Origin of the sequence: Brevibacillus soli (genome assembly GCF_044759095.2) — a bacterium.
Taxonomy (GTDB): domain Bacteria; phylum Bacillota; class Bacilli; order Brevibacillales; family Brevibacillaceae; genus JBIYSM02.
In genome coordinates this window covers 89871-111776 of record NZ_JBIYSM020000004.1, presented here as the reverse complement: position 1 = coordinate 111776, position 21906 = coordinate 89871, and the positions used below count along the sequence as shown (strand labels likewise).

Sequence of the window (21906 nt, the reverse complement as noted above, 5' to 3'; positions counted from 1 at the left end):
GATAATCACATCCATCTCGTTGCGGGCGATCATGGCGCCGATTTGCTGGTCTCCGCCAAGCGGCCCGGAGAGGTAGCGGGTTACCTGGAGGGACGTCGCCTCCATGATTTTTTGGCCGGTCGTCCCTGTCGCGAACAGCTCGTGTTTTGCCAGGATGGATTCGTAGGCAAGAGCGAGCTGAATCATCTCTTCTTTTTTTCGATCATGGGCAATCAATGCAATTTTCAAGCGAACCCTCTCCCTTGTCGGTTGGCTTTGTTTCTTTGGATTCCCCTTAGTCGATCAGGTGTTCCAATCCATACACCAACTCGCTAAGATTCATCACGGCCTTAATGGCCATGTTCACACCCGGCATAAACGATTCGCGATTAATGGAATCATGCCGGATTGAGAGTGTCTGTCCGGTTGCGCCGAAGAGAACCTCCTGGTGTGCCACCATCCCCGGCAGTCGGACGCTGTGGATACGGAATCCCTGATAATCCGCTCCTCTTGCTCCCGGGATACTCTCCGTCTCCTGCGGATGACCCTGCTTCTTGCCGGAGCGGACAGCTGCGATCAGCTCGGCTGTCTTTAACGCCGTGCCGCTTGGCGCATCCAATTTGTTGTCATGATGCAGCTCGATGATTTCCACGTGCGGCATGTACTTGGACGCCATCGCCGCAAATTTCATGCACAAGATCGCCCCGATGGCGAAGTTTGGAGCGATAATCGCCCCCAACCCCGCTGTCTGAAAGCGATGCTTCAACTCGTCCATTTGCTCCGGTGTCAACCCGGTGGTTCCCACCACGGGACGAACTCCATGCTGCAGGCACAGCTCCATATGGCGGTACACCGTATGAGGTGTTGTAAAATCGACCAGAACGTCCGGTCGCAGTTCTGCAAATTGTTGACGGATGGTCTCCTCATCCTGTCTCGTATCCAGTTCCCCCACATAGAGAAGTTCGGGGTCCTGCCCCAGCATTTTTACCACTTCCTGTCCCATGCGGCCGCGGGCCCCGGCGACAGCTACACGTATCACATGCGGTGTACTCATTGACTCTCCTCTATTCTCGTCCAGCGATCTTTATCGCGTGTATTGAATTTGTGCATAATACGATCAAAGGCTTCCTGCAAGTCGATACCAAGCGAATTGGCAAAGCAAAGCACAATAAAGAAGACATCGCCCAGTTCTTCCTCAACGGTCTTTTCCGCTTCGTCCTTCTTTTTTGGCTTCTCTCCATAATAATGGTTGATTTCGCGCGCCAGCTCGCCAACCTCTTCCGTCATGCGCGCCATCATCGCGAGCGGCGAAAAGTACCCTTCTTTAAACTGCGATATGTATTGATCCACTTCCTGTTGGATCTCCTGCAAGGTCTTGCGCTGGTCCATCTGGTCACTCCTTTTCCGGGTTCAGCTTATTGGCTTTACTCCTTATCGTACCCGAAATGCTCCATTTTGCCAAATCTCCATCCGCTTTCAAGTGCTTGTATGGACATCCCATAAGGGCTGGATTATAATGGCTCTTTGAAAGGAGTGAACCGCTGTGAACATGCGTCTGAAGAGTATCATCGCCATTATCATTGGTACTGCTGTCATGGGCTTCGGTATCAACGCTTTCAACATCCCGAACAATCTGGCCGAGGGTGGAATCACAGGAATCAGCATTCTGATCAAATTGTTGGTGCCGGTCGTCGACCAGGGGATTGTGTACTTTCTCTTGAACGTGCCTCTCTTTTTCCTGGGATGGAAAGTACTCGGGCGAACAGCTTTTATCTATACGATCATCGGAACGGTTTCCCTTTCGATCTTTCTCTCCGTGTTTGATGGGGTGCTGGAACTTCCCATGGATGACAGGCTGCTGGCCTCGCTCTACGCCGGCGTAACGATCGGGGCGGGTCTGGGCATTATTTTCCGCTACGGGGGGACAACCGGAGGGGTCGACATCATCGCTCGTCTGCTGCAAAAGTATATGGGAATCAGCATGGGCCGCACCCTTTTCTTCGGTGACATGCTGGTAATCGGAGCTTCGCTGATCTATCTCAACGTGGAAAGCGCCATGTACACATTGGTTTGCGTATTCATCGCAGCTCGCGTGATTGACTTTTTCCAGGATGGTGCCTATGCGGGCAAAGCCCTGACCATCATCTCCGATCGTGCGGATGATATCGCCAGGCAAATTCTCGAATTTGGACGAGGCGTTACGATTCTTTCCGGAAAAGGAGCTTATTCCGGGGCAGACAAACAGGTCGTCTACGTTGTGGTCAGCCGCAACGAAGTGGTACGCTTTAAAAACATTGTGCAGAATATCGACCCCCACGCTTTTGTGATCGTCAACGATGTTCACGAGGTGCTGGGCGAAGGCTTCACCCTGGATGAGAACAAGCGTCCCCTTCACGAATAAACAGGCATTAAGAAAACCCACCCGGTATTAGCTATCCTCGACCCACTCGGCGTTAGCTATCGCTGTGCCGAGTGGGGTCCCTTTCTTCGCCGGGCGGGGCCCCGAACACTTTTCTAGCGGCTGTATGGGATGTCCAAATTTATAAATTCTTATACACCAAAAAAACCCTCCCGTTTGTTGGAGGGCTCTTTGTTTCATGGAGTTACCCATTGTGTACGTGCTGTCCCGCGTATTTTTTCCAGGCGACGTAGCTTAATGACAGGACGAGAGCAGCAACAATCGCAACGATTGGCAAAAACGGCGAACCCGGATGCATCAGCAGGGCAATCGTGCTCTTGTCTTCGCCGATAAAAGCAATCTGCATCGCACCGATCAACTGCCGCAGTGCTTCGCGGACTTCCTGCCACTCCATCTCGTTGCGATGTATCTCCTTGGAGATGAGATCGTAAGCCGCTTCCATTTCATTCATCTGCTCTTCTGGCAGATGGACGCTCATCGCCGGTTTGATTGCCCAATACAAACGGGTATTTTCCTCAAATTGGGCGCGAAATTGAGAGAGATCCCTTTCAACAGATGACTGCAGCAAGTTTTGCATCTGATTGGCATAGGAAGTATAGAAACTTCGCCACATCGGCTGATGGACGTGGCTCAAGGCATCTATGGCCAAGCGGACCTGTGTGGCATGCCATAGCAATTGTTCTTCATTCACATGTCCCGAAGCAAAGCTTTTCTTTGCCGCCATAATGGACTGAGTCACTGCATTCAAACTTTCGATTCGAATGGCGAAAGGGAGTGTCTGATTCGGAAACCGATTCGCCAAGAGGTGGACTTTTTGTTGGGCTCCCTCCAGATCCCCTCGTCTGGTCAGTTCCAGCATATCACCGGCAAGCTTATCTAATTCCGCCAGAGACTCGTCCTCTGCCGGTTGATCAAGCGTTGTGACCAAGGCGTGGATGGGCCAGGCAAGCAGCAGTCCCATCACGATCAAAAAGACCAACATCCTGATGTTTTTTTTCAACAAAAAAACCTCCTTTCCCCTAGTACAGACTATGGAAAGGAGGACAAGATTAGACCTTGTTTGTACTGGTTTTGGTATTGGCCAACCAGATGATCGCGATGGAAACGAGGCTGAGGAGCACCGTAAACAAACCCACGATCCCCTCGTACGGCTCCAGCACAGATGGCAGCCACGGATGAATGTCCATGACGTAGTCTAGAAAATCATTGTTTAACGTCCAAAGCGCAGCAATTCCCACAGGAAGCCAGCTCAGTTTGAAAAATCGGGCATAGAGGACGGACTCCATCGCCATTCCGGTGTGGGAAATCATCAGCATGATATCCTGCCAATGGATTTCATCTCCCAGACACCAGCCTGCAACGATAACAGCCACAGCCCACACTCCGTATTTGAAGTTCGTAATCCCTGCCAGGGCTTCCAGTACAGGAATGTGACGACCTGCCAGATATGTAAGTAACACTAATGTAAACAAACCGCTCCCCGTCGGACTATCTGGAACAAAGACACGCAAGTACCCGGGGGTATCCGCCAGTTGGTTTCCATACCAGATGAAGCCGTAGATTGTTCCCAAAAAGTTGATAATGAGAAGTGTCCAGAGAAACCATCTTTTCCCCAAAGACCCCCATAACCACTCCCATATCCAGATCATGAAAAATCGTCTCCCGCTCTTGGCTCTAATGAAAAAGCTGACCGTTTGTCAGCCAGCTTTTTCCGTATACAAATGTTATTTCAGACTTGCCAAGTACTCTGCCAACTTTTTAATTTCCGCTTCATCCTGGATCAAGCCGCCTGGCATCGCAGGTGGTTTCCCATTTTTGATGATGTCGGCAATTTGGTTAGCGTCGTATTTGCTGCCGATCTTTTGCAGATTCGGACCGGCTACGCCTTCCATGTTTTTGCCGTGGCAACCCATGCAGCTGGTTTGAGCTGTCCAGATTTCTTCCGGTTTGAAGCTTGGATCAGCCGGAGCAGCCGGCGCAGCAGCGCTGGAGCCGCCGCTAGAACCGCCGCCATGATTGCTCGGATGGTTTTTGGAGTGCTCATGGTCAGCTGCCCACGTCAGGTAGAAGATCCCGACGAGCGCAGTCAGCATCAGGCCGGTTGCAACCGGACGCTTGGACGGACGTCGTTCCTTGCTGTTGTCCAGCCAAGGAGCGAGCATCAGTGCACCAAACGCGATACCCGGAATGATCACGGTACCCAGGACGACCCAGTCCCCTGCCGCCCAAGGATACTTGAGCATTTGATAGAGGAACAGGAAGTACCAGTCCGGCAACGGTACGAACGACGTATCGTTCGGGTTGGCCTTATCGGTCAACGGCGATGGATGTGAAACGGTCAATACGAGGAAAGCCACTAAACATACCGCCGCTACCATCCATTCTTTCAGCAGGAAGTTCGGCCAGAACGGCTCCGATTTTCCCGGAAAGTCGGAATACGATGGAGCAATGTTTGGGATACGCTTCGCCGATATCCGGGAGTCTCCGACGAAGGTAGCATCTTTATCTTGTTTCGCCATGCTATTTCCTCCTTAATATCGAAGACATTATAGTGGTCCCGTGATACCTTGCGCGCGGATCATTACGAAGTGAGCTCCCAACAGACCAAGCAGAGCGCCTGGGAGGAAGAACACGTGAATCGCAAAGAATCGGGACAGGGTTTGTGCCCCTACGATATCGCCGCCCGTCAAGAGAACCTTGGCATAAGGACCGATAATCGGTACGGAGTTGGCAATTTCCAAACCTACCTTGGTCGCAAAATAAGCGGTATTGTCCCAAGGCAGCAGGTAACCGGTGAAACCGAGACCGAGCATCACGAAGAAGATCAGCATCCCGACAACCCAGTTCAATTCACGCGGTTTTTTGTACGCGCCGGTAAAAAACACGCGCAGCGTGTGCAGGAACATCATCACGATCACCAAGCTGGCGCCCCAGTGGTGCATACCGCGAACGATGACACCAAACGCTACTTCGTTCTGCAGATAGTTAACCGACTCGTACGCGTTGATAATGTCCGGTACATAGTACATGGTCAAGAACATCCCGGACAGGATTTGAATGACAGTAATGAAGAACGTAAGTCCACCAAAGCAATAGACGAACGCGGAGAAGTGATGCGCCGGGTTCACGTGCTCTGGTACTTCATGGTCTGCCAGGTCGCGCCACATTGGAGTAATGTTCAGACGTTCATCGACCCAGTCATACATTTTTTGCAACATCTTAGCCAGTCACCCCCGGACGAGGATTTGGTTTCAATTTCCCTAAGTAAAGCTTGCCGTCTTTCACTTCTGTTTCGTACTCATCAAGCGAAGCCGTCGGCGGTGTTCCCAAAATGTGTTCCCCGTTGATCGAGTAACGACCCAAGTGGCACGGGCAGAAGTATTGATTCGGATGATCTGGGCTAGCATTCCAGTCTACCGTACAGCCCAAGTGCTTACAGATTGGGGACAAAGCGAGAATTTCACCCTTCTCGTTTTTGGTCACCCAAGCAGCCAATGTCGATTCAGACTCATACCAGCCGTCTTTGGTATGTACCTTGAAGTCTACACGCTTCGGCTCGGGACCAAATTCATCTACGCTGCCTACTGCTACTTTATCTCCACCCGCATGTCCTTTCAACAACGGGTCAACCGCAAATCGGATCATTGGAGTAATCATTCCTGCAGCGAGGAACCCACCAGTTCCCATGAGTGCGTAGTTAAGAAATGTACGTCTGGAAATTTCCCGTTTTTCGCTCATCTCTTTTTCCCTCCTTATCCTGTAGAATAGCGCAACGAAGGATTCTCCTTACACACATACACTAGGTCAGTACCAATCATAGCTAACCCCATTTTAGATGTCAAGAATGTCCACCGGACAACCTGCCGGGTAACTCCAGCAGCAACCTCGATTGTTGAAGATTTGTCAAATATGGGACCGGTTCTTGTGTGACGATCATAGTATGGCCAAGTTCCTTTTCTTCTATCGATCCTTCCTCTGCTGCCACATACGCAGGATTTCCTGATACAGCACGTCTACTGTAACTTCGAAGCGCAGCGCTGAATCGAGATCTTCATCTCCCACAGCAAGGTAGAGTGGAGACGGTTGGTCTTGAGCACAAGAGATATGATCCCCGCTGAACTGCAGCAGGACGTAATGGGAAAAGCCCTCCGGCAACCGCTGTACGACCGGTACCGAACCGATTTGATAGCACAGGGGAAAGAGCAGTACCCTGCCCTTCAAGCGCTGCTCGATCGCCGAGGCGACGTTGACCAGATAGGTCATGCGGTTTGCATGCTGATCAACATTCACGCCGGGACGGAACAAATAAAGAGGGAGCAGCGCGGTGTCGACAAACTCTCGCAGCTCCTCCCATTTGCAAAGCTCAGTCATATTCCATTGCATTTGACACGTCTCCTCTTTTTCGTAGGTTTACGGGAACTAGGTTACCACGAAAAAGAGAACGCAGGCAATCAACCGGTTTCGGTTTTCTCGTACGCCATGATTTCGCGGAGTTCGCTGGTCAACCGCAAAAACCGCTCTTTGTTTTTCATGGCCAGCGCTTCATCAATTTCCTGGTACAGCGTTCGCTTACGATAGAGGCGGACCTGCTCGTCTATTACCATCTCTGACAACAAGCCCGACACTACATTGTTTGTTCCATACAGGTTTCCGTAAAAATTTGGCCACTCCATACCCATCCCTCACTTCAACAAAATTGTCGTCTCGGTAAAACCATTGTATTTGCGAAGCCATGTCTGGCTGGCATATGTACCGGCGTACATCCATTCCATGCTGTCCGACTGACCTACTTTCAACAGACCAAGGTGAACCATCATTTTCAGCACGCGGTTCTTCAAAATGTTACCGGGATCGTCGTAATAAAACGGTTTCATCCAGGGCAGCAGACTGCGGCAGAGCGTTTCCTGATCGACCCAATTTCCGGCTGTCATCAATGGAATCAACTGTACCAGCATGGGCAGATTGGGGATCGCCCGCTTGTAAAGCCGCAACCAGAATCGGATCAGATCGTGATAGATCTTCTCTTCGTATTGCCGCAGCAGCTGTTCCGTTCCTCCCTCCGTGATCGCCACCCGGCCCGATGCCTCCTCAATCCACTTCTGGTAGTAACAGAAGTCGTACAGCAGGGAAAACCGATCCGGGTAGAGGTCGAAGTGAAGTCCATAGCCAAAACGCCATTTTTGCGGCGGAAGCGGCTCTTCCTTCACGTGCAGAAACTGAAACAGTTGAGTCTGATATCGCTTGTACATGCCTCCGTCAGAGGTAAGCGGGATCGGCTCTTGCTGTAAAAATTGTAGAAATTGCATGATATCGTCGCAGAGTGCTGTTCCTTCGTCGCGGTACGCTCCCGGTTCCTGGGCGAACGGCGAGGTTTCACGCTGCCACTTGTCCAACCACGCCTGCAGATACGGTTCCCTGATATCCGACGGGATCTGATACTGGCCAACCGTCTTGCTTTTGGCCGGAAAAACCCAGCCACGCTTCATCGCCGATGCGATAAAGCGGCGGGCCTCTTCCTGTTTCCGCTCATTACCGGCATCGAGGGCAACCCCTGCTTTCGCCATGAGATCTTCCAGTGACAGCATCGTTCGCTTGTCGAGAAAGAGCAGCAGCAGAAAATGTGTTTCCGTGCAAGTTAACTGCTCAACCTCCTGTTTCATTGTTTGTCTGTGGCGCAAGCTGGTCATCAGCGTTGTGATCAGCTCATTTTTCGAATGAGGGTTGCATTCGCAACCGTAGTGATTGGCGATTTGATGCAGTTGCCTGATGTCTGTAAAGACCAATATCTCAGCCAAATTCATCGTAGATCCCTTCTTTTTCGCGCAGGAACGTTTCCTTTTCCTACAGGGTACGGTTTCTGTTTATCCCTCATTGTTACCAAATCACGGAAAAGTAAACAGGAAGCCACACAAGTGACTTCCTGCTCGATGAAAAAAAGATCAATCTTCTTCTACATTCCACTCGTCGTGCAAAGTTTGGTACGTTTTCGCCTCGTCGTAGCGGCCCGCCTGCGTCAACAGCGCAATCAACCTCCGGATCTGGTCGAGGTCAAATCCAGACAGATCAACGTACTGTTTCAGCGCCTCGATCGCTTTTTCCGTTTTCCCCAACGATAAATAAATATCACTTGCCAGCGGGTAGGACGCCACATACTCTTCGTCTACAGCCTGTAAAGTTTCCACCAGGGCTGCAGCTTCCTCCAGCCGCCCGACGTAAAAAGCCATCATGGCAGCGCCGTACAGAATTTCCGGAGTGCGATCCCGCTCCAAAGCTTGACGGAACACGTGATAAGCTTGTTCAAATTCGCCGTTCTGGGCAAGGGCCCGTCCTTTTGCCAGCAGCACATCGAGGCTTTGGTCGCCTGCCTGCTCCATCAATTGCATGGCTTCTGCATCTCGGCCCACGCGGAAATACATGTTGCCCAGCGCAGCGAGAATATCCTGGTTGTCCGGCTCTTTCTGCCGGGCGAGTTCCAGGTATTTCACGGCTACTTCGTCCAATTCCTGCAAAGCGTAAAGATCTGCCAGCAACAGGAACATCTGAACGTCCTCGTAGCCGGACTCTTTTAACTCGTACAAGAGATGTTGCGCTGTTTCAAAGTCGTTTAGATCCAGAGCGATTTCCGCCATCAGCAGTTGACAGTCTCGACGCAGCGAAGGCTCCATGCCGGGACCGTTCATCACCTCGGACAGCAGCTGCGAAGCTTCCTCCAGATGTCCCAGATGATACCACACTTCCGCCAGGTACAGCATGACCTCCGGGAGCTCCTTGCCGTGTTCCTGCACTTTTTGCAAAGCCTTCAGTCCCAGTTCAACATCGTTGTTTTCAATCCGTTTAACCGCTTCGTCTATCACATAGAGCCATTTTTTCGGCATGTCGATCACCTCGTTATGGTTCAGTCGTCCTGTAGTTCGAAAAGACCGTCCGCAGACGGTCTTTCCATATGTGATGGCTATACCCTTGTCAGCCAGCTCATCGCAAGCACGGTAACCAGTATACCAAAAAAGCTGAGAATTAAACTGTACTTTGGCTTGGCAGGCTCGCCTTCTGTGGTTTCCCCATCAATGGGCAAGACAGAGGGAGAGGATTTGGAGGTCGGTTCACTTTCAGCGGATACGGGCTCTGATTCCACAATGTATGTACCGTCATCCGATTGTATGGAAGAGGAAATGACTTGCGGCGCTTTTTCCACGTTCATGGAAACGACTTCTCCTCCAACAAGCAATGCGTTTGTCTCTTGGGGAGAATGGGTGTTGTTGTATAAGCTAAACCCGCACAACAGGAGCAGAACGGCTGCTGCACTCAGGCTAAAACGGCGCATTCTGGCGGTGAGAGTAAAAACCTTTTTGCCAAATGGTATCGCCCATTTCTCCTCGGAGAGGATGCGATTCATGACTGCATCCACGATCGACCGGGCAGTGGACACGGAGGCATATTGTTCTTTTTCCGCCTGAATCCAGTTTCCGCTTTCCGCCCATACAACGTATTCGGACCTGCAGGATTTACAGGATGCCAGGTGGTTGTCTATCCGACGGCTGGTTACTTCCGGCAAAAGTTTGTCGGCGTAATCCGGTATGTATTCTTGGACTTCTTCACATCTCATCGTTTATTCATCCCTTCAGCTTCATCCAATTGTGGGTCCAAGATGTAGGTTTCCAACTCCGCTCGAATGCTTTGTCGTGCGCGAAACAGCAGGGATTTGACCGAACTTACCGTTAAATCGAGAATCGATGCGATTTCGTTGTAATCCATCTGTTCGTATTCACGCAGGATAAGTGCTGAGCGCTGCTTTTCCGGCAAACTGTTTATTGCCTGACGAACCAGCACCTCGCGCTCATTGCGCAACAGCTCCTGCTCTGGCAAGCGCTCGATGGATACAACCGGTATCTGAACCGTATCCTCCAGGTAGACATCGGAGTTCCGACTCTTGCGCAGCTCACTGAGCACGGAATTTCGAGCAATGGTGTAAAGCCAGGTGGAGAAGGTGGCTTCTACATCGCGGAACGAGTGGATGCTCTTGTACGCCTTGTAAAACGTCTCTTGACAGATATCCTCAGCCATGTGTTCCAGATGCGCTTGTCTCAACATATGGGTGACAAAGGCGAGGATTTTCTTTTCATACCGACGGATCAACTCGGCATAGCACTCCACATTGCCTTCTTTTAACTCGCGGATAAGCTGGGAATCGGTCATTACCAGGAATACCCCCTTAGCGATTCCGATCCCTCAGCGGCCTTTTGCTAAATATAGACTGCCGGGGATGTAAAAAGTTGCGCTGCCTAACGATACTTTTTTCTCGCATTTTTGACAGAATCCTTTACGAAAAAACCCCCAAATATGGGGTTATATGACATAATTATAGGGTTTGGTATCAAGAAGGCATCTGCCCATTCCAACCGTCTGAGCGAAGTGTTCCTCGTGAAAGATCCATCTACCGTTCGACATAACAGATGTTGGAAGACGGCATTCACTAAGATTGAGAATAGTTGAAAGATCAATTTTTGTCAATAAGTCTGTCTTTTTTACGAAAAGAATATCCGCATCAGCCCCCGGGGTGAAGCTGCCTTTTTGCGGGTAGAGGCCAATGGCTTTGGCGATATTTGTCGATGCGATTCTGACCAGGTAATGGAGCAGATCCTCCGCCTTCCATGACTTCCTCCGCAGGTCAACTGAAATGTCTGTCAACGCAGCCACTACGGAGAGGGAACGATACCGGTGATCCGCGAGATACTCCAGTACGCGACCGGCCCTTTCCCCATCCACCTGCGTCACGTGGTAAAACGGTTCTCGCTCGGTTCGTTCAAGCGGATCGCCATACGGGATGCAGGTGCGAATTTTGGCATGCCGGCACATTTCCATCCAGCGTTGCAGCGCCACATCCCGTTCCTGTGCGCCCATACGCGCGTCGCGAGGAATGTGCAGGTGAACAGAAAATCTATATTGGTGCTGAAGAGAGGACAGTTCATCCCAGCGCAGGAGCTGCAGGTCTTCGCATGTATTCAGAATCAGTTGAAACAGACGAAACCCTTGTTGACAGAGCGGCCTGATCTTGTCTACGTGAAAATGGGCTGCATCCATTCCGATCCGGACACTGTAATCGATCAGATTGTTGAAGTGAATCGCTTTTTGGTAAAGCACTTGCGCTGGTTCCATCCAGCCCTCTACATGCAGGGTATCCAAGAGGAACGTATAACCGTCCCGAACCAAGCCCTGGACGTGGTTTATGTATTCTTGAGCGCTGCGCAGGCGCATAAGGGGTACTGGCGTCATTGTGACAAATCCAGGGAGCAGGTACATGTCGCTGGCGTCTATCACTTCAAGGCCGTTGTTACCAAACGAGTGTAACGCAAACTTTTCCAGGGTATCCTTGGCAACCCTGTGAATTTTGCCGTTACGTATCCATAGGTCTGCTTCCATGTAACCATGCGACGTAATCATTGTGCCGTTTTTTATCAACAGTTCGTTTTGCTGCACGGCTTGTCCCTCCCATCGGCTCGTCCGTCCTATTCGTAGTACGAGCATATGCGTGAGAAGGGAAAAAAGTACGAAAAACCCGAAGCAAAAAAAGAACCGCCGTCGCGCTTGTAAGCGCATTCAAACGGCGGCAGCACATGTGTGCAAATGTATTGGATAGGAGTGGAGAGAAACCATACTGTAATTTCATTATAACCAAATGCTACCGCTTGTCAAACATTTTCTCTAACAATCAATAAATTTTTGACATGAATGTCAGTCATAACAGATAAAGAACCCGCCATGACGGGTTCTTTATTCTTGTTACCTGCAGATTTCTGCAAGAATTTGCGCAAAGTTGGGGAACGAGACAGCGATCGCTTCATCGTTCTCGATCCATGTCTCCCCTGCTGCTGCAAGTCCGGCAATCGCCATGGCCATTCCGATCCTGTGATCGCCCCTGCTGTCGATGCGTGAACCTGTGAGCGGCGTTGGACCCTCGATGATCATGCCGTCGTCAGTCGGGGTTACTTTTGCCCCCAGTTTGGACAGCTCGCTGACGACTGTTGCGATCCGATCCGTCTCCTTCACTTTCAACTCCTGGGCGTCGCGAATCACGGTTTTCCCCTTCGCCTGCGTAGCCATGACGGCGATCACCGGCACTTCGTCGATGAGGCGCGGGATCATCTCTCCCCCGATCTCCACGCCGTTCAATTCGGCATAGGTGACCGACAGATCAGCGACCGGCTCTTCATTCACTACTCGTTCGTTCACCAGTTCAACAGAACCGCCCATGGCCCTCACCACGTCGATGATCCCTGTGCGTGTCGGGTTTAAACCCACGTTTTCAATCAGCAGGGAGCTGCCCGGAACCATCATGACCGCTGCGATGAGAAACGCTGCGGAAGAGATGTCACCCGGCACCCGGATGTCTCTCCCCTTCAACTGTTGTCCACCCTCCACAGAGACGGTCAGCCCGTCGCGGACGACGCTTACACCAAAGGCTTGCAGCATCCGCTCCGTATGATCGCGTGAGAGATGCGGCTCCGTTACGCTGGTGACGCCCTTTGCCTGCAGTCCGGCCAGCAGGATGGCCGATTTCACTTGCGCGCTCGCCACTGGAGACTGGTAGTGGATCCCTTTCAATTCACCGCCGCGAATGGCCAAAGGCGTAAACTCGCCATCTTTGCGTCCGTCAATCTTGGCCCCCATCTGACGGAGCGGTCCGACTACCCGGCGCATGGGCCGTTTGGCAATCGATTCATCGCCCTCCATCACAACGTGAAACGGTTGTGTAGCCATAATCCCGGAGAGAAGGCGAATGGTCGTACCCGAATTGCCTACATCCAGATGCTGGGACGGTTCTTGAAGTCCATACCAGCCTTTGCCGTGAACGGTTACGCGATCTTCTTCCTGAACGATCTCAATGCCCATCCGGCGAAAACAGCTGATGGTGCTGAGACAATCGGCTCCGGGAAGAAATCCTTCGATGGTGGTCGTCCCCTCCGCCAAGGCTCCGAACATGACGGCACGGTGGGAAATGGACTTGTCACCGGGCACTTTTACCTTACCTTCGATTCTGTTTGCTTTTTGGACGCGTAGCATGGTTCTACTCTCCTTTTTCTCTATCCTCTGCTGTACACGTTGTAATCAAAATAACGCAGCAGCTCTTCTCCTTTTTCCATCTCTGCCTGACTGCGGAACGTTATCCGGAGTACGCCCAGCATGTCTTCACGCGCCTCCAAAATCTGAATGTTGGTGATGTTGATCTGTTTTGTACCCAGGAGCGTGGTAATTCGGCTGATCTCTCCAGGATGGTCGGGAATGTCGATGTACAAATCGTAGAGCGGCGGCAGCGCTCCTTTTTGGCGTTCGGGCAGCCCTTCGCGGAAATCTCTTGCACGCTTGAAAAACTGCTCAATGGACTCTTGTTCGCCGCGCTCCACCAGGTCCATAATCTGATCCAGGGCGGCCCGCCAGTCTTCCGCAATCTTCAGCAGGTGTTCGCGATTGTTCAGCAGGATGTCGCGCCACATGCGCGGATTGCTGGAAGCGATGCGCGTAATGTCGCGAAAACCGCCCGCTGCCAACCGGTGGTGCCACTCGTTGCCTTCGTTGTAACTCGCCACCTGGTTAACCAGAGCTGCAGCCAGAATATGGGGAAAGTGGCTTACGGCACCCACCACTTGATCGTGTTCGTCCGGATTCATGCGTACGATCTTTGCATGGGTATGGGACAACAGCTGGGTCAGCCGGACTACCGGCTCCTCAGGTGTGTCAGGCGCCGGAGTCAGGACGTAATACGCATTTTCAAACAGGCGGTCGGTTGCCGCCTCGACACCGGATTTGTGTGATCCGGCCATGGGGTGTCCGCCGATAAAGGTTACGTGCTGCGGGATGCGATCGCGTGCATAGCGGACAATGCCAGACTTGGTGCTGCCGACATCTGTCAAAATGACGCCGGGCTGCAGGGATAGTTCAGCCAACTGATCTAGTATTCCGTAGATTTGTTCCACAGGTACTGCCAGAAAGATGACGTTCGCTTCGCGTACAGCCGTCTGCAAATCGGTAGCACCCGCATGTATAACACCAAGCGTCAAGGCCTTGTCCAGGGAATCCTGCCGCAGGTCAAATCCAACGATGCGAACATCCGGATCCTTCCGCAGGGCCAGGGCAATCGAACCGCCGATCAGGCCGACGCCAATCACAGTAATGGTTGTCTTCATCTCCACCCAACCTCTTTTTTCTATGTTTCCCCAAGTAGGACAAAGATGCCGGTGGCTGGCCGGCATCTGTTCTTCGTTACTCTTTCCAAGCACCCGCCACGATGTCCCGAAGCGCCTGCAAAATCTTCTCGTTTTGTTCCGCATTGCCGACCGTAATCCGCTGGTAACCCGGGAAGCCAAGCGCTCTGCCGGAACGAACGATGATTCCCTGAGACAGCAGTTTGCGGAACACTTCGTCCGAATCCTGCTTCAGGTTTACCAGAACGAAGTTGGCTTGTGACGGATAGTAGTCCAATCCCCACGCGTCAAACTGGTCGGTCAGTTGCTTCATGCCTTGTCGGTTCAAATTGCGGCATTTTTCCACAAAGGACTGATCCTTCAAGGCAGCCCGGGCGGCAGCCTGTGCCAGCGAACTCGTGTTGAACGGCTCGCGAACGTGATTCAAATGGTCGATAACCTCCGCAGAGGCGATCCCGTAACCGATGCGAAGGGCAGCCAGTCCGTATATTTTGGAAAAGGTGCGAAGAATGATCAGGTTCGGATACTGCGAAAGCATCGGAACCGTTTGCGGATATTCTTCTGCCACCACGTATTCATAGTAGGCTTCGTCCAGCACGACCAGCACGTTCTGCGGCACTCTTTTCAAAAACGCTTCCAGTTCAGTTGCAGTCACAATCGTACCGGAAGGGTTGTTCGGGTTGCACACCCAAACGACGCGGGTCTGCTCGTTAATCGCGTCAGCCATGGCTTCCAGATCATGCACGCCGTTCTTCAGCGGCACTTCGATCAGCTCCGCGCCGTCGATAATGGCGTTGGAACGGTACTGCGGGAATGTAGGTGTTGCCGTGATGGTATTTGTCCCTTCACCCAGATAGGCACGGGAAATCATCTGCACCACTTCGTCAGAACCGTTTCCGAAAATAAGCTGTTCCGGCTGCACCTTCAGAAATTCAGCCAGATCCCATCGCAGCTGCAGACTGGCGCCGTCCGGATAAACAGCCAACGTGTCCAGGTGGCCCATGATTGCTTCCTTTACGTCAGGAGAGAAGCCGAACGGGTTCTCGTTGGAGGCGAGTTTGATGACTTCCGTCAAACCAAATTCACGTTTCACGTCATCGATTGGCTTCCCCGGTTGATAGACAGGGACATTGAGAATACGCTGCTTCGGTTGCATCCACGTCTCACTCCAAACAGGTTTTTCATGTTATTGTAACGCACTCGTCAATCGATGTACAAACGTTTTTATTTTTTCGACGCCTGCCTGCAATTGTTCAGGGTCTCTTAGCAACTCTTGATTTCGCTCAATTTCCTGCACGATGGCGCTGCCGACAATAATTCCGTCGGCGTGGGGGGCCAGCTCCCGCACCTGCTCCGGGGTGGATATGCCAAAGCCGACAGCAGTCGGGACGGAAGTATTTGCTTTCACTTTTTCCAGGAAATCGGCCAAATCTTCGCGGAGCTGCGACCGGGTTCCCGTTACTCCGAGCGAAGAGACACAGTAGAGAAAACCGCTCGCCTGCCGGCCGATTTTACTGATCCGCGCCTCCGAGGTGGGCGCCACCAGCGATATGATATGAATACCGTAACGTCCGGCTGCTTTCGTGGCTTCTTCGTTTTCCTCTACCGGAAGGTCGGGAATGACGATCCCGTCCGCTCCGCTTTCGGCAAGGTCGGCAAAAAAGCGATCGAGTCCGTACTGCAGAACCGGATTGTAGTACGAGAACAGCACCAGCGGTATGCGAATACCCGACTGCCGAAGACGTCCGACAAAATGAAGCGCGTCCGGCATTGCCACCCGGTTGGCGAGCGCGCGCTGAGACGCCCGCTGGATGGTTGGACCGTCGGCAAGCGGATCAGAGTAGGGTACGCCCAACTCGATCAGATCGGAACCAGCCTCAACGAGTGCATGCACCAGGTGAAAAGAGGCTTCGAGATTCGGATCCCCCACCGTGATAAAGGGAATAAAGCGCGTTTTGCTGCGGTCGGAAAACAGTTGATCAATGCGGTTATGCTTTTGAATCACGCTTCTTCGCCTCCTTGTACAGGGCCTTCCAGCGCATCCTGGATGGTCATCACGTCCTTGTCGCCGCGGCCGGATAAGCAAATCACCAGAATCTGATCGGCTGACATGTGCCGTGCTCGCTTTATCGCCTCCGCGATGGCATGGGCGCTTTCCAATGCGGGAATAATTCCTTCCGTGCGGCAAAGGAACTGCACGGCATCAAGCGCTTCCTGATCGGTAACGGATGTGTACTGTACTCGGCCCGTTTCCTTTAAATAAGCGTGCTCCGGCCCCACGCCGGGATAATCAAGCCCCGCCGATATGGAATGCGCCTCCTGCACTTGACCGAACTCGTCCTGCAGCAGGTAGGTGAGGGCCCCGTGTATCACTCCCGGACGTCCCAGGGTAAGCGTGGCCGCGTGCTTGTCGGTGGAGAGACCATGTCCCGCCGCCTCCACCCCTCTAAGCGCCACATCGTCCTTAAGGAACGGGTAAAACATGCCGATCGCATTGCTTCCGCCGCCTACACAGGCCACCACCTCGTCAGGCAATCGTCCGATCTGTGCGAGAATCTGCTCGCGCGTCTCTTCCCCGATGATTTTTTGGAATTCACGCACCATGTACGGATACGGATGCGGCCCAACCACCGAACCGATTACGTAGAAGGTCTCATCCACATGAGACACCCAGTGGCGAATGGCTTCATTGGTAGCATCCTTCAAGGTGCGGGTACCCGACGTTGCAGGAATTACTTCGGCTCCGAGCAGCTTCATCCGAAAGACATTCAATGCCTGTCTACGGATATCTTCTTCGCCCATGAATACCTTGCAGGAAAGTCCGAGCCGCGCTGCGACGGTGGCACTCGCCACCCCGTGTTGTCCTGCGCCCGTTTCAGCGATGATCGAGGTCTTTCCCATCCGTTTGGCCAAAAGACCTTGTCCCAGGGCGTTGTTCAGTTTATGAGCGCCGGTATGGTTCAGATCTTCCCGTTTCAAATAGATTTGCGCTCCGCCCAATGCTTCCGTCATTCTTTTGGCATAGGTGAGCGGCGTCGGCCTGCCCGCGTACTCGCCCAGCAATTGATTCAGTTCTGCGCGGAAGGCAGGGTCGCGGCGAGCGTCTTCAAAAGCCTCTTCCAGTTCAGCCAGGGCATTCATCAGCGTCTCCGGCACGAATTTTCCGCCAAACGCCCCGAATCGTCCGCGCTCATCGGGAACCTTCATATTACCGATCGTCTGTATGGTCATACGCTCTCACCCTTTGCATGAATCGTCTTATTTTTTCACGGTCTTTTTCTCCGTCTGTCTCCACTCCGCTGGAGATGTCAATCATTTGCGGCTGATAATCAACAAGCAATTCTCCCACATTGGATTCGTTGATACCGCCGGCAATGATGCATATCGTCTCTTTTGCCTGCTCGCGCAAACGGGGAATCACCTCCCAGGAAAAGCGCTTGCCGGTCCCACCCGCCTGCTTGGGGTCGTGCGTATCGAACAAGAAGGCGTCTACCGCTCCTTGGTACGATTTCAACACCTCTGTCAGCCGCTCTTCTGCGGAAACGGCGATCGCTTTCCACACGGGGAGCCGAAAGCGGTCGGCCACCTCCCGGCAGAATGCCACAGACTCAGTCCCGTGCAGTTGAATTACGGAAAGAGGAGCGTAAGACAGCACCTCCTCCAGCTCGGAGAAGGTAGGATTTACAAATACGCCGACCGCAGCAGGAGGGTACTGGGCCGAACGCAGCAGTTTCCCCGCCTCTTCGGCAGAAATTCTTCGTCTGCTTTCGGCAAATAGAAACCCGACGTAGTCAACTTTTAGCTCCGCCAACAGCTCCAGTGTTTCCTGTCGCTTGACACCGCAGATTTTCACCTTTGTCATCGACCAACACGTCCAGTCAGATCGAGACGCTCTCCAGCCAGATCGATGACCGCCTGTCGAACATCAGCCTGACGCATGAAATGCTCTCCTACCAGCACGGCACGGGCACCAGCCTCGAGTACGCACTCGATGTCCTGTCGTTTGCCGATCCCGCTCTCGCTTACCACCGCGACCCCTGGCGGAACGAGTGCAGCCAGTTCGGCAGTCGTTTTCACATTCGTCTCAAACGTCCGGAGATTGCGATTGTTTATGCCCAAGAGCTTCGGCTCCGTATATCGGAAGACAAGCTCAAGCTCCTTGCGGTCGTGCACTTCCAGCAACACGTCCATCCCCAACGCCGACGCCGTTTGGAACAGATGCCGCAGCTGATTCCCTTCGAGAATGGCGGCAATCAGCAAAATGCAGTCGGCTCCTGCTGTCCGGGCCTCCGCCACCTGCATCTCGTCGATAAGAAAATCCTTGCGCAAAAGCGGCTGCGCCACTGCTTCGCGGATGCAGCGAAGGTATTGGAGACTTCCCTGGAAATAGGTTTCGTCCGTGAGTACGGAGATGGCCTCTGCATCGGCTGACGCATACGCCTGAGCCAGTGTCACCGGTTCAAAGTCCTCTCGAATCACGCCCTTGGATGGAGACGCCTTTTTCACCTCTGCAATGACGCTGACAGGACGCGGGCTATCCACGAGCGCCCGATGGAAGTCCCGCACCGGAGGGGCAAAACTCGCCTGGTCCAGCAGTGACTGCATCGTGGTGCGCTGCTTAAGGCGGGCCACCTCTTCTTTTTTGGTTTCCACGATCTTACGAAGCATTGGTGATCCCTCCTGCCACCTGACGAATCTGTTCCAGCTTTCGCATGACCTCGCCTTGGTCAATCAGTTCAGCCGCACGGATCACGCCCTTTTCCATGGAGCTTACCCGGTCGGCCAGGTAGAGAATCGCCCCCGCGTTCAAAAGGACGATGTCGCGGGCTGCGCCGCGTTTGCCGGCAAACACTTCCCGAATGATGGTTGCGTTGGTGAAAGCATCGCCGCCGCGCAGCTCTTCCATTGCATGGCGGCGCAGGCCAAAATGCTCCGGTTCGATTTCGTACGTATGAATGTTTCCGTCCCGCAGCTCTGCGATTCGACTCCGTCCGGTAACCGTCAGTTCGTCGAGACCGTCCTCCCCGGATACCACCAGTGCTCGCTCTACGCCAAGTTCACCCAGCACCTCCGCCACTATAGGAAGCAAAGCGGCGTCGTATACGCCTAGCAGCTGCCGCTTCGCACCTGCCGGATTGGTGAGTGGTCCCAGCAAGTTAAACACCGTACGCACCGCCAGATCTTTTCGTGGACCTGCCGCATGCTTCATCGCCTGATGATAGAGGGGAGCAAACAGGAAGCACAGGTTGGTTGCCCGCAGGCAGAGAGCTGCAGCAGCAGGCGAGAGCGTGATCGCTACACCCAAAGCCTCCAGCACGTCGGCGCTGCCGCTCTTGCTCGATACCGCCCGATTCCCGTGCTTGGCGATCTGCACGCCGTCACTCGCCGCCACGATGGCTGCCGCTGTGGAAATGTTAAACGTATCGCAGCCGTCGCCGCCTGTGCCACACGTATCCACCAGCCCTTGGGCCTCCAGCGGAACGCGCACGGCTCGTTCCCGCATGGCCTGGGCAAAACCAATAATCTCTTCCACTTGCTCCCCTTTTAGGCGGAGACTGGCGAGAAAAGCCCCGATTTGGGCCGGAGTCGCTTTTCCGTCCATGATTTCGCCCATCGCCTGCCGCGCCGTTTGACGGTCGAGGTGTTTTCCTCTCAAGATTTGTTCCAATGCAACTGTCAGCATGGTTGTTCCTCCTTCCGCACGAAGAGCTGTTCCGCTTTTTTCAAGGCAGACAGCATTCCTGCCGCTTTGTTTACCGTTTCCTGATATTCGTGATGTGGGACCGAATCAGCCACGATACCGGCACCTGCCTGTACGTACGCGCAGTTGTCCTTGAACAGCAGGGTGCGAATCGTAATGCAGGTGTCCAGCGCCCCGTGAAAACTGATGTAACCAATCGCTCCAGCGTAAGTGTGACGGGCCTCAGGTTCGAGTTCAGCGATGATTTCCATGGCCCGAAGCTTTGGCGCGCCGGAAACCGTACCCGCCGGGAATGCAGACAAAAGCGCGTCAAACGGATGCAGTCCATCCCGCAGCTGCCCCGTAACGTGGGACACCATGTGCATGACATGGGAGTAGTGCTCAATCATCAGTTGTTCTTCCACACGCACACTGCCGTAATCCGAGACCTTGCCGACGTCATTTCGTCCGAGATCAAGCAGCATGTAGTGTTCAGACCGCTCTTTGGAATCAGCCAGCAAGTCCTCGGCCAATGCCAAATCCTCAAGAGGAGTCGCCCCTCTCTTGCGGGTCCCGGCGATCGGCCGCATTTCCACTTTTCGATCCTCCACTCGCACGAGCAGTTCCGGCGATGTGCCGGCGATCGTCTCTTCACCAAACTGCAGATAGTACATGTACGGGGACGGATTCAGCGTACGCAGCACGCGGTAGACGGAAAACGGATCGACATCCGTTTTCACTTGAAAACGTTGGGACAGCACAACCTGAAAGATATCTCCCGCCGCGATATACTCTTTCGCCCGTTCGACGATCGATTCAAATTCCGATCGGGTCATGTTGGCTTCCACATCCAACTCGCGGATTGGCTGATCGGAAAGGGCAACCCGGCTTTCGTCGTGATAAGGGGCGGTTACCTCCGCTGCCAGCTCCCGCAGGCGTTGACAGACGACTTCGTACTTTGCGGCAATCTCAGTGGATGTGTCCTCCGCCTCCACATGCAGATTGACGATCAGCTGGATTTCCTGTTTCAGATGATCGAAAGCAACGATCTCGTCCACAAACAGGAACCGCATGTCGGGTACATCCAATCTCTCCTTGCGATGTCGGGGCAAATCCTCAAAGTAATGCAGTGTGTTATAGCCGAAAAATCCGACGGCCCCTCCGCTCAGGCGAGGCAGTTGCGGCAGCTTCGGACTTTTGTATCGTTCCACATGCTCTCGCAGGATCAAGACAGGATTGCCCTCCTGCTCCTGCTCGTGTCCGGTTCGATCGCGAATCACGACCTTTGTTCCTTTTGCCTCGATGATTTGGAACGGACGCATCCCGATAAAGGAATATCGGGCCCAGCGCGCTCCGCCTTCCACGCTTTCCAGCAGGAAGGAATCGTTTGTGCGAATCTTCTGATACAGGCGAATCGGCGTCTCCTGGTCAGCAAGCAGCACCATGCGCACGGGAATCAGGGAGTAGTGTGCCGAAAGAGATTGGACCTCGGCCAGGGAAGGATAAAACATGGGATTCATTCACCTCTTTGGTGAAGAGGAAGGGGGAGAAAAAACAGAAAAAACCCAGGAAGAGTCCTGGATTTCATGATAGCTCATTCATGGTCATGATCATCCTAGCTATTTCTCTTC

At 53.1% G+C, this 21906-nt stretch carries 25 protein-coding genes; 1 reads left to right on the top strand and 24 read right to left on the bottom strand.

Translation table 11 applies throughout. The annotated features are described in order from the left end of the window. From ACE99V_RS02960 to ACE99V_RS02950, 3 genes are all read right to left on the bottom strand, one after another. Window positions 1–228 (bottom strand): methylglyoxal synthase (locus ACE99V_RS02960; protein ID WP_400489654.1); only part of this gene is annotated, 228 nt, incomplete at its 3' end. A gap of 46 nt (window positions 229–274) precedes the next feature. After that, window positions 275–1033, bottom strand: a complete 759-nt coding sequence (gene dapB, locus ACE99V_RS02955; protein ID WP_400489653.1) for a 4-hydroxy-tetrahydrodipicolinate reductase — start codon at window positions 1031–1033, stop codon at window positions 275–277. Beyond that, window positions 1030–1368, bottom strand: a complete 339-nt coding sequence (locus ACE99V_RS02950) for a nucleotide pyrophosphohydrolase (RefSeq protein WP_400489652.1) — start codon at window positions 1366–1368, stop codon at window positions 1030–1032. The genes dapB and ACE99V_RS02950 overlap by 4 nt, the downstream gene beginning before the upstream one ends. A 154-nt stretch (window positions 1369–1522) precedes the next feature. On the opposite strand from ACE99V_RS02950, the gene ACE99V_RS02945 reads away from it, so the two are divergent. Continuing rightward, entirely contained in the window at window positions 1523–2380 is an 858-nt protein-coding gene (locus ACE99V_RS02945) for a YitT family protein (protein ID WP_400489651.1), read from the top strand. A 202-nt stretch (window positions 2381–2582) separates the two neighbouring features. Here the strand turns inward: ACE99V_RS02945 and ACE99V_RS02940 are convergent, their stop codons facing one another. The 21 genes from ACE99V_RS02940 to trpE all read right to left on the bottom strand — a co-directional run bounded on the left by ACE99V_RS02940 (window position 2583) and on the right by trpE (window position 21786). Further along, window positions 2583–3398, bottom strand: coding sequence for a sporulation protein YpjB (locus tag ACE99V_RS02940; protein WP_400489650.1), 816 nt, complete (start codon window positions 3396–3398; stop codon window positions 2583–2585). A gap of 49 nt (window positions 3399–3447) precedes the next feature. After that, entirely contained in the window at window positions 3448–4047 is a 600-nt protein-coding gene (locus ACE99V_RS02935; RefSeq protein ID WP_400489649.1) for a DUF1405 domain-containing protein, read from the bottom strand. 75 nt (window positions 4048–4122) lie between these two features. Then, window positions 4123–4917: a menaquinol-cytochrome c reductase cytochrome b/c subunit gene (locus ACE99V_RS02930; RefSeq protein WP_400489648.1), complete on the bottom strand. Its 795-nt coding sequence runs from the start codon at window positions 4915–4917 to the stop codon at window positions 4123–4125. A 27-nt stretch (window positions 4918–4944) separates the two neighbouring features. Then, a complete protein-coding gene (gene qcrB / locus ACE99V_RS02925; RefSeq protein ID WP_400489647.1) occupies window positions 4945–5616 on the bottom strand; it encodes a menaquinol-cytochrome c reductase cytochrome b subunit in 672 nt (223 codons plus the stop codon). Between the two features lies 1 nt (window position 5617). After that, complete coding sequence (locus tag ACE99V_RS02920) at window positions 5618–6136, bottom strand: Rieske (2Fe-2S) protein (RefSeq protein WP_400489646.1); 519 nt, start codon at window positions 6134–6136, stop codon at window positions 5618–5620. 222 nt (window positions 6137–6358) lie between these two features. Beyond that, window positions 6359–6781: a DUF2487 family protein gene (locus ACE99V_RS02915; protein ID WP_400489645.1), complete on the bottom strand. Its 423-nt coding sequence runs from the start codon at window positions 6779–6781 to the stop codon at window positions 6359–6361. A gap of 68 nt (window positions 6782–6849) precedes the next feature. Beyond that, the gene (locus tag ACE99V_RS02910; RefSeq protein ID WP_400489644.1) at window positions 6850–7071 is read right to left on the bottom strand and encodes an IDEAL domain-containing protein; all 222 of its coding nucleotides are present in this window, start codon (window positions 7069–7071) and stop codon (window positions 6850–6852) included. Window positions 7072–7080: 9 nt separating this feature from the next. Continuing rightward, window positions 7081–8199, bottom strand: a complete 1119-nt coding sequence (locus ACE99V_RS02905) for a hypothetical protein (RefSeq protein WP_400489643.1) — start codon at window positions 8197–8199, stop codon at window positions 7081–7083. Window positions 8200–8337: 138 nt separating this feature from the next. Then, window positions 8338–9273, bottom strand: coding sequence for a tetratricopeptide repeat protein (locus tag ACE99V_RS02900; RefSeq protein ID WP_400489642.1), 936 nt, complete (start codon window positions 9271–9273; stop codon window positions 8338–8340). Between the two features lie 77 nt (window positions 9274–9350). Further along, window positions 9351–10001 carry a zf-HC2 domain-containing protein gene (locus tag ACE99V_RS02895; protein WP_400489641.1) on the bottom strand — a complete coding sequence of 217 codons (651 nt, stop codon included), beginning with the start codon at window positions 9999–10001 and terminating at the stop codon, window positions 9351–9353. Then, window positions 9998–10591: an RNA polymerase sigma factor gene (locus tag ACE99V_RS02890; RefSeq protein ID WP_400489640.1), complete on the bottom strand. Its 594-nt coding sequence runs from the start codon at window positions 10589–10591 to the stop codon at window positions 9998–10000. Before ACE99V_RS02890 ends, ACE99V_RS02895 begins: the two co-directional genes overlap by 4 nt. 150 nt (window positions 10592–10741) lie before the next feature. Continuing rightward, window positions 10742–11872, bottom strand: a complete 1131-nt coding sequence (locus tag ACE99V_RS02885) for an amidohydrolase family protein (protein WP_400489639.1) — start codon at window positions 11870–11872, stop codon at window positions 10742–10744. A gap of 303 nt (window positions 11873–12175) precedes the next feature. Further along, window positions 12176–13456 (bottom strand): 3-phosphoshikimate 1-carboxyvinyltransferase, encoded by a 1281-nt coding sequence (gene aroA / locus ACE99V_RS02880; protein ID WP_400489638.1) that lies wholly within the window; start codon window positions 13454–13456, stop codon window positions 12176–12178. Between the two features lie 20 nt (window positions 13457–13476). Next, entirely contained in the window at window positions 13477–14577 is a 1101-nt protein-coding gene (locus tag ACE99V_RS02875) for a prephenate dehydrogenase (RefSeq protein WP_400489637.1), read from the bottom strand. 76 nt (window positions 14578–14653) lie between these two features. Then, window positions 14654–15751 carry a histidinol-phosphate transaminase gene (gene hisC / locus ACE99V_RS02870; RefSeq protein ID WP_400489636.1) on the bottom strand — a complete coding sequence of 366 codons (1098 nt, stop codon included), beginning with the start codon at window positions 15749–15751 and terminating at the stop codon, window positions 14654–14656. Between the two features lie 30 nt (window positions 15752–15781). Beyond that, a complete protein-coding gene (gene trpA / locus ACE99V_RS02865; protein WP_400489635.1) occupies window positions 15782–16600 on the bottom strand; it encodes a tryptophan synthase subunit alpha in 819 nt (272 codons plus the stop codon). After that, window positions 16597–17826, bottom strand: a complete 1230-nt coding sequence (gene trpB, locus ACE99V_RS02860) for a tryptophan synthase subunit beta (RefSeq protein ID WP_400489634.1) — start codon at window positions 17824–17826, stop codon at window positions 16597–16599. The genes trpA and trpB overlap by 4 nt, the downstream gene beginning before the upstream one ends. Continuing rightward, window positions 17804–18457 (bottom strand): phosphoribosylanthranilate isomerase, encoded by a 654-nt coding sequence (locus ACE99V_RS02855; protein ID WP_400489633.1) that lies wholly within the window; start codon window positions 18455–18457, stop codon window positions 17804–17806. Before ACE99V_RS02855 ends, trpB begins: the two co-directional genes overlap by 23 nt. After that, window positions 18454–19263: an indole-3-glycerol phosphate synthase TrpC gene (gene trpC / locus ACE99V_RS02850; protein WP_400489632.1), complete on the bottom strand. Its 810-nt coding sequence runs from the start codon at window positions 19261–19263 to the stop codon at window positions 18454–18456. Before trpC ends, ACE99V_RS02855 begins: the two co-directional genes overlap by 4 nt. Next, window positions 19253–20278, bottom strand: coding sequence for an anthranilate phosphoribosyltransferase (trpD, locus tag ACE99V_RS02845; protein WP_400489631.1), 1026 nt, complete (start codon window positions 20276–20278; stop codon window positions 19253–19255). Before trpD ends, trpC begins: the two co-directional genes overlap by 11 nt. Continuing rightward, on the bottom strand, window positions 20272–21786 hold the full coding sequence (trpE, locus tag ACE99V_RS02840; RefSeq protein WP_400489630.1) for an anthranilate synthase component I: 1515 nt from the start codon (window positions 21784–21786) through the stop codon (window positions 20272–20274). Before trpE ends, trpD begins: the two co-directional genes overlap by 7 nt. Between the last annotated feature and the right edge of the window lie 120 nt (window positions 21787–21906).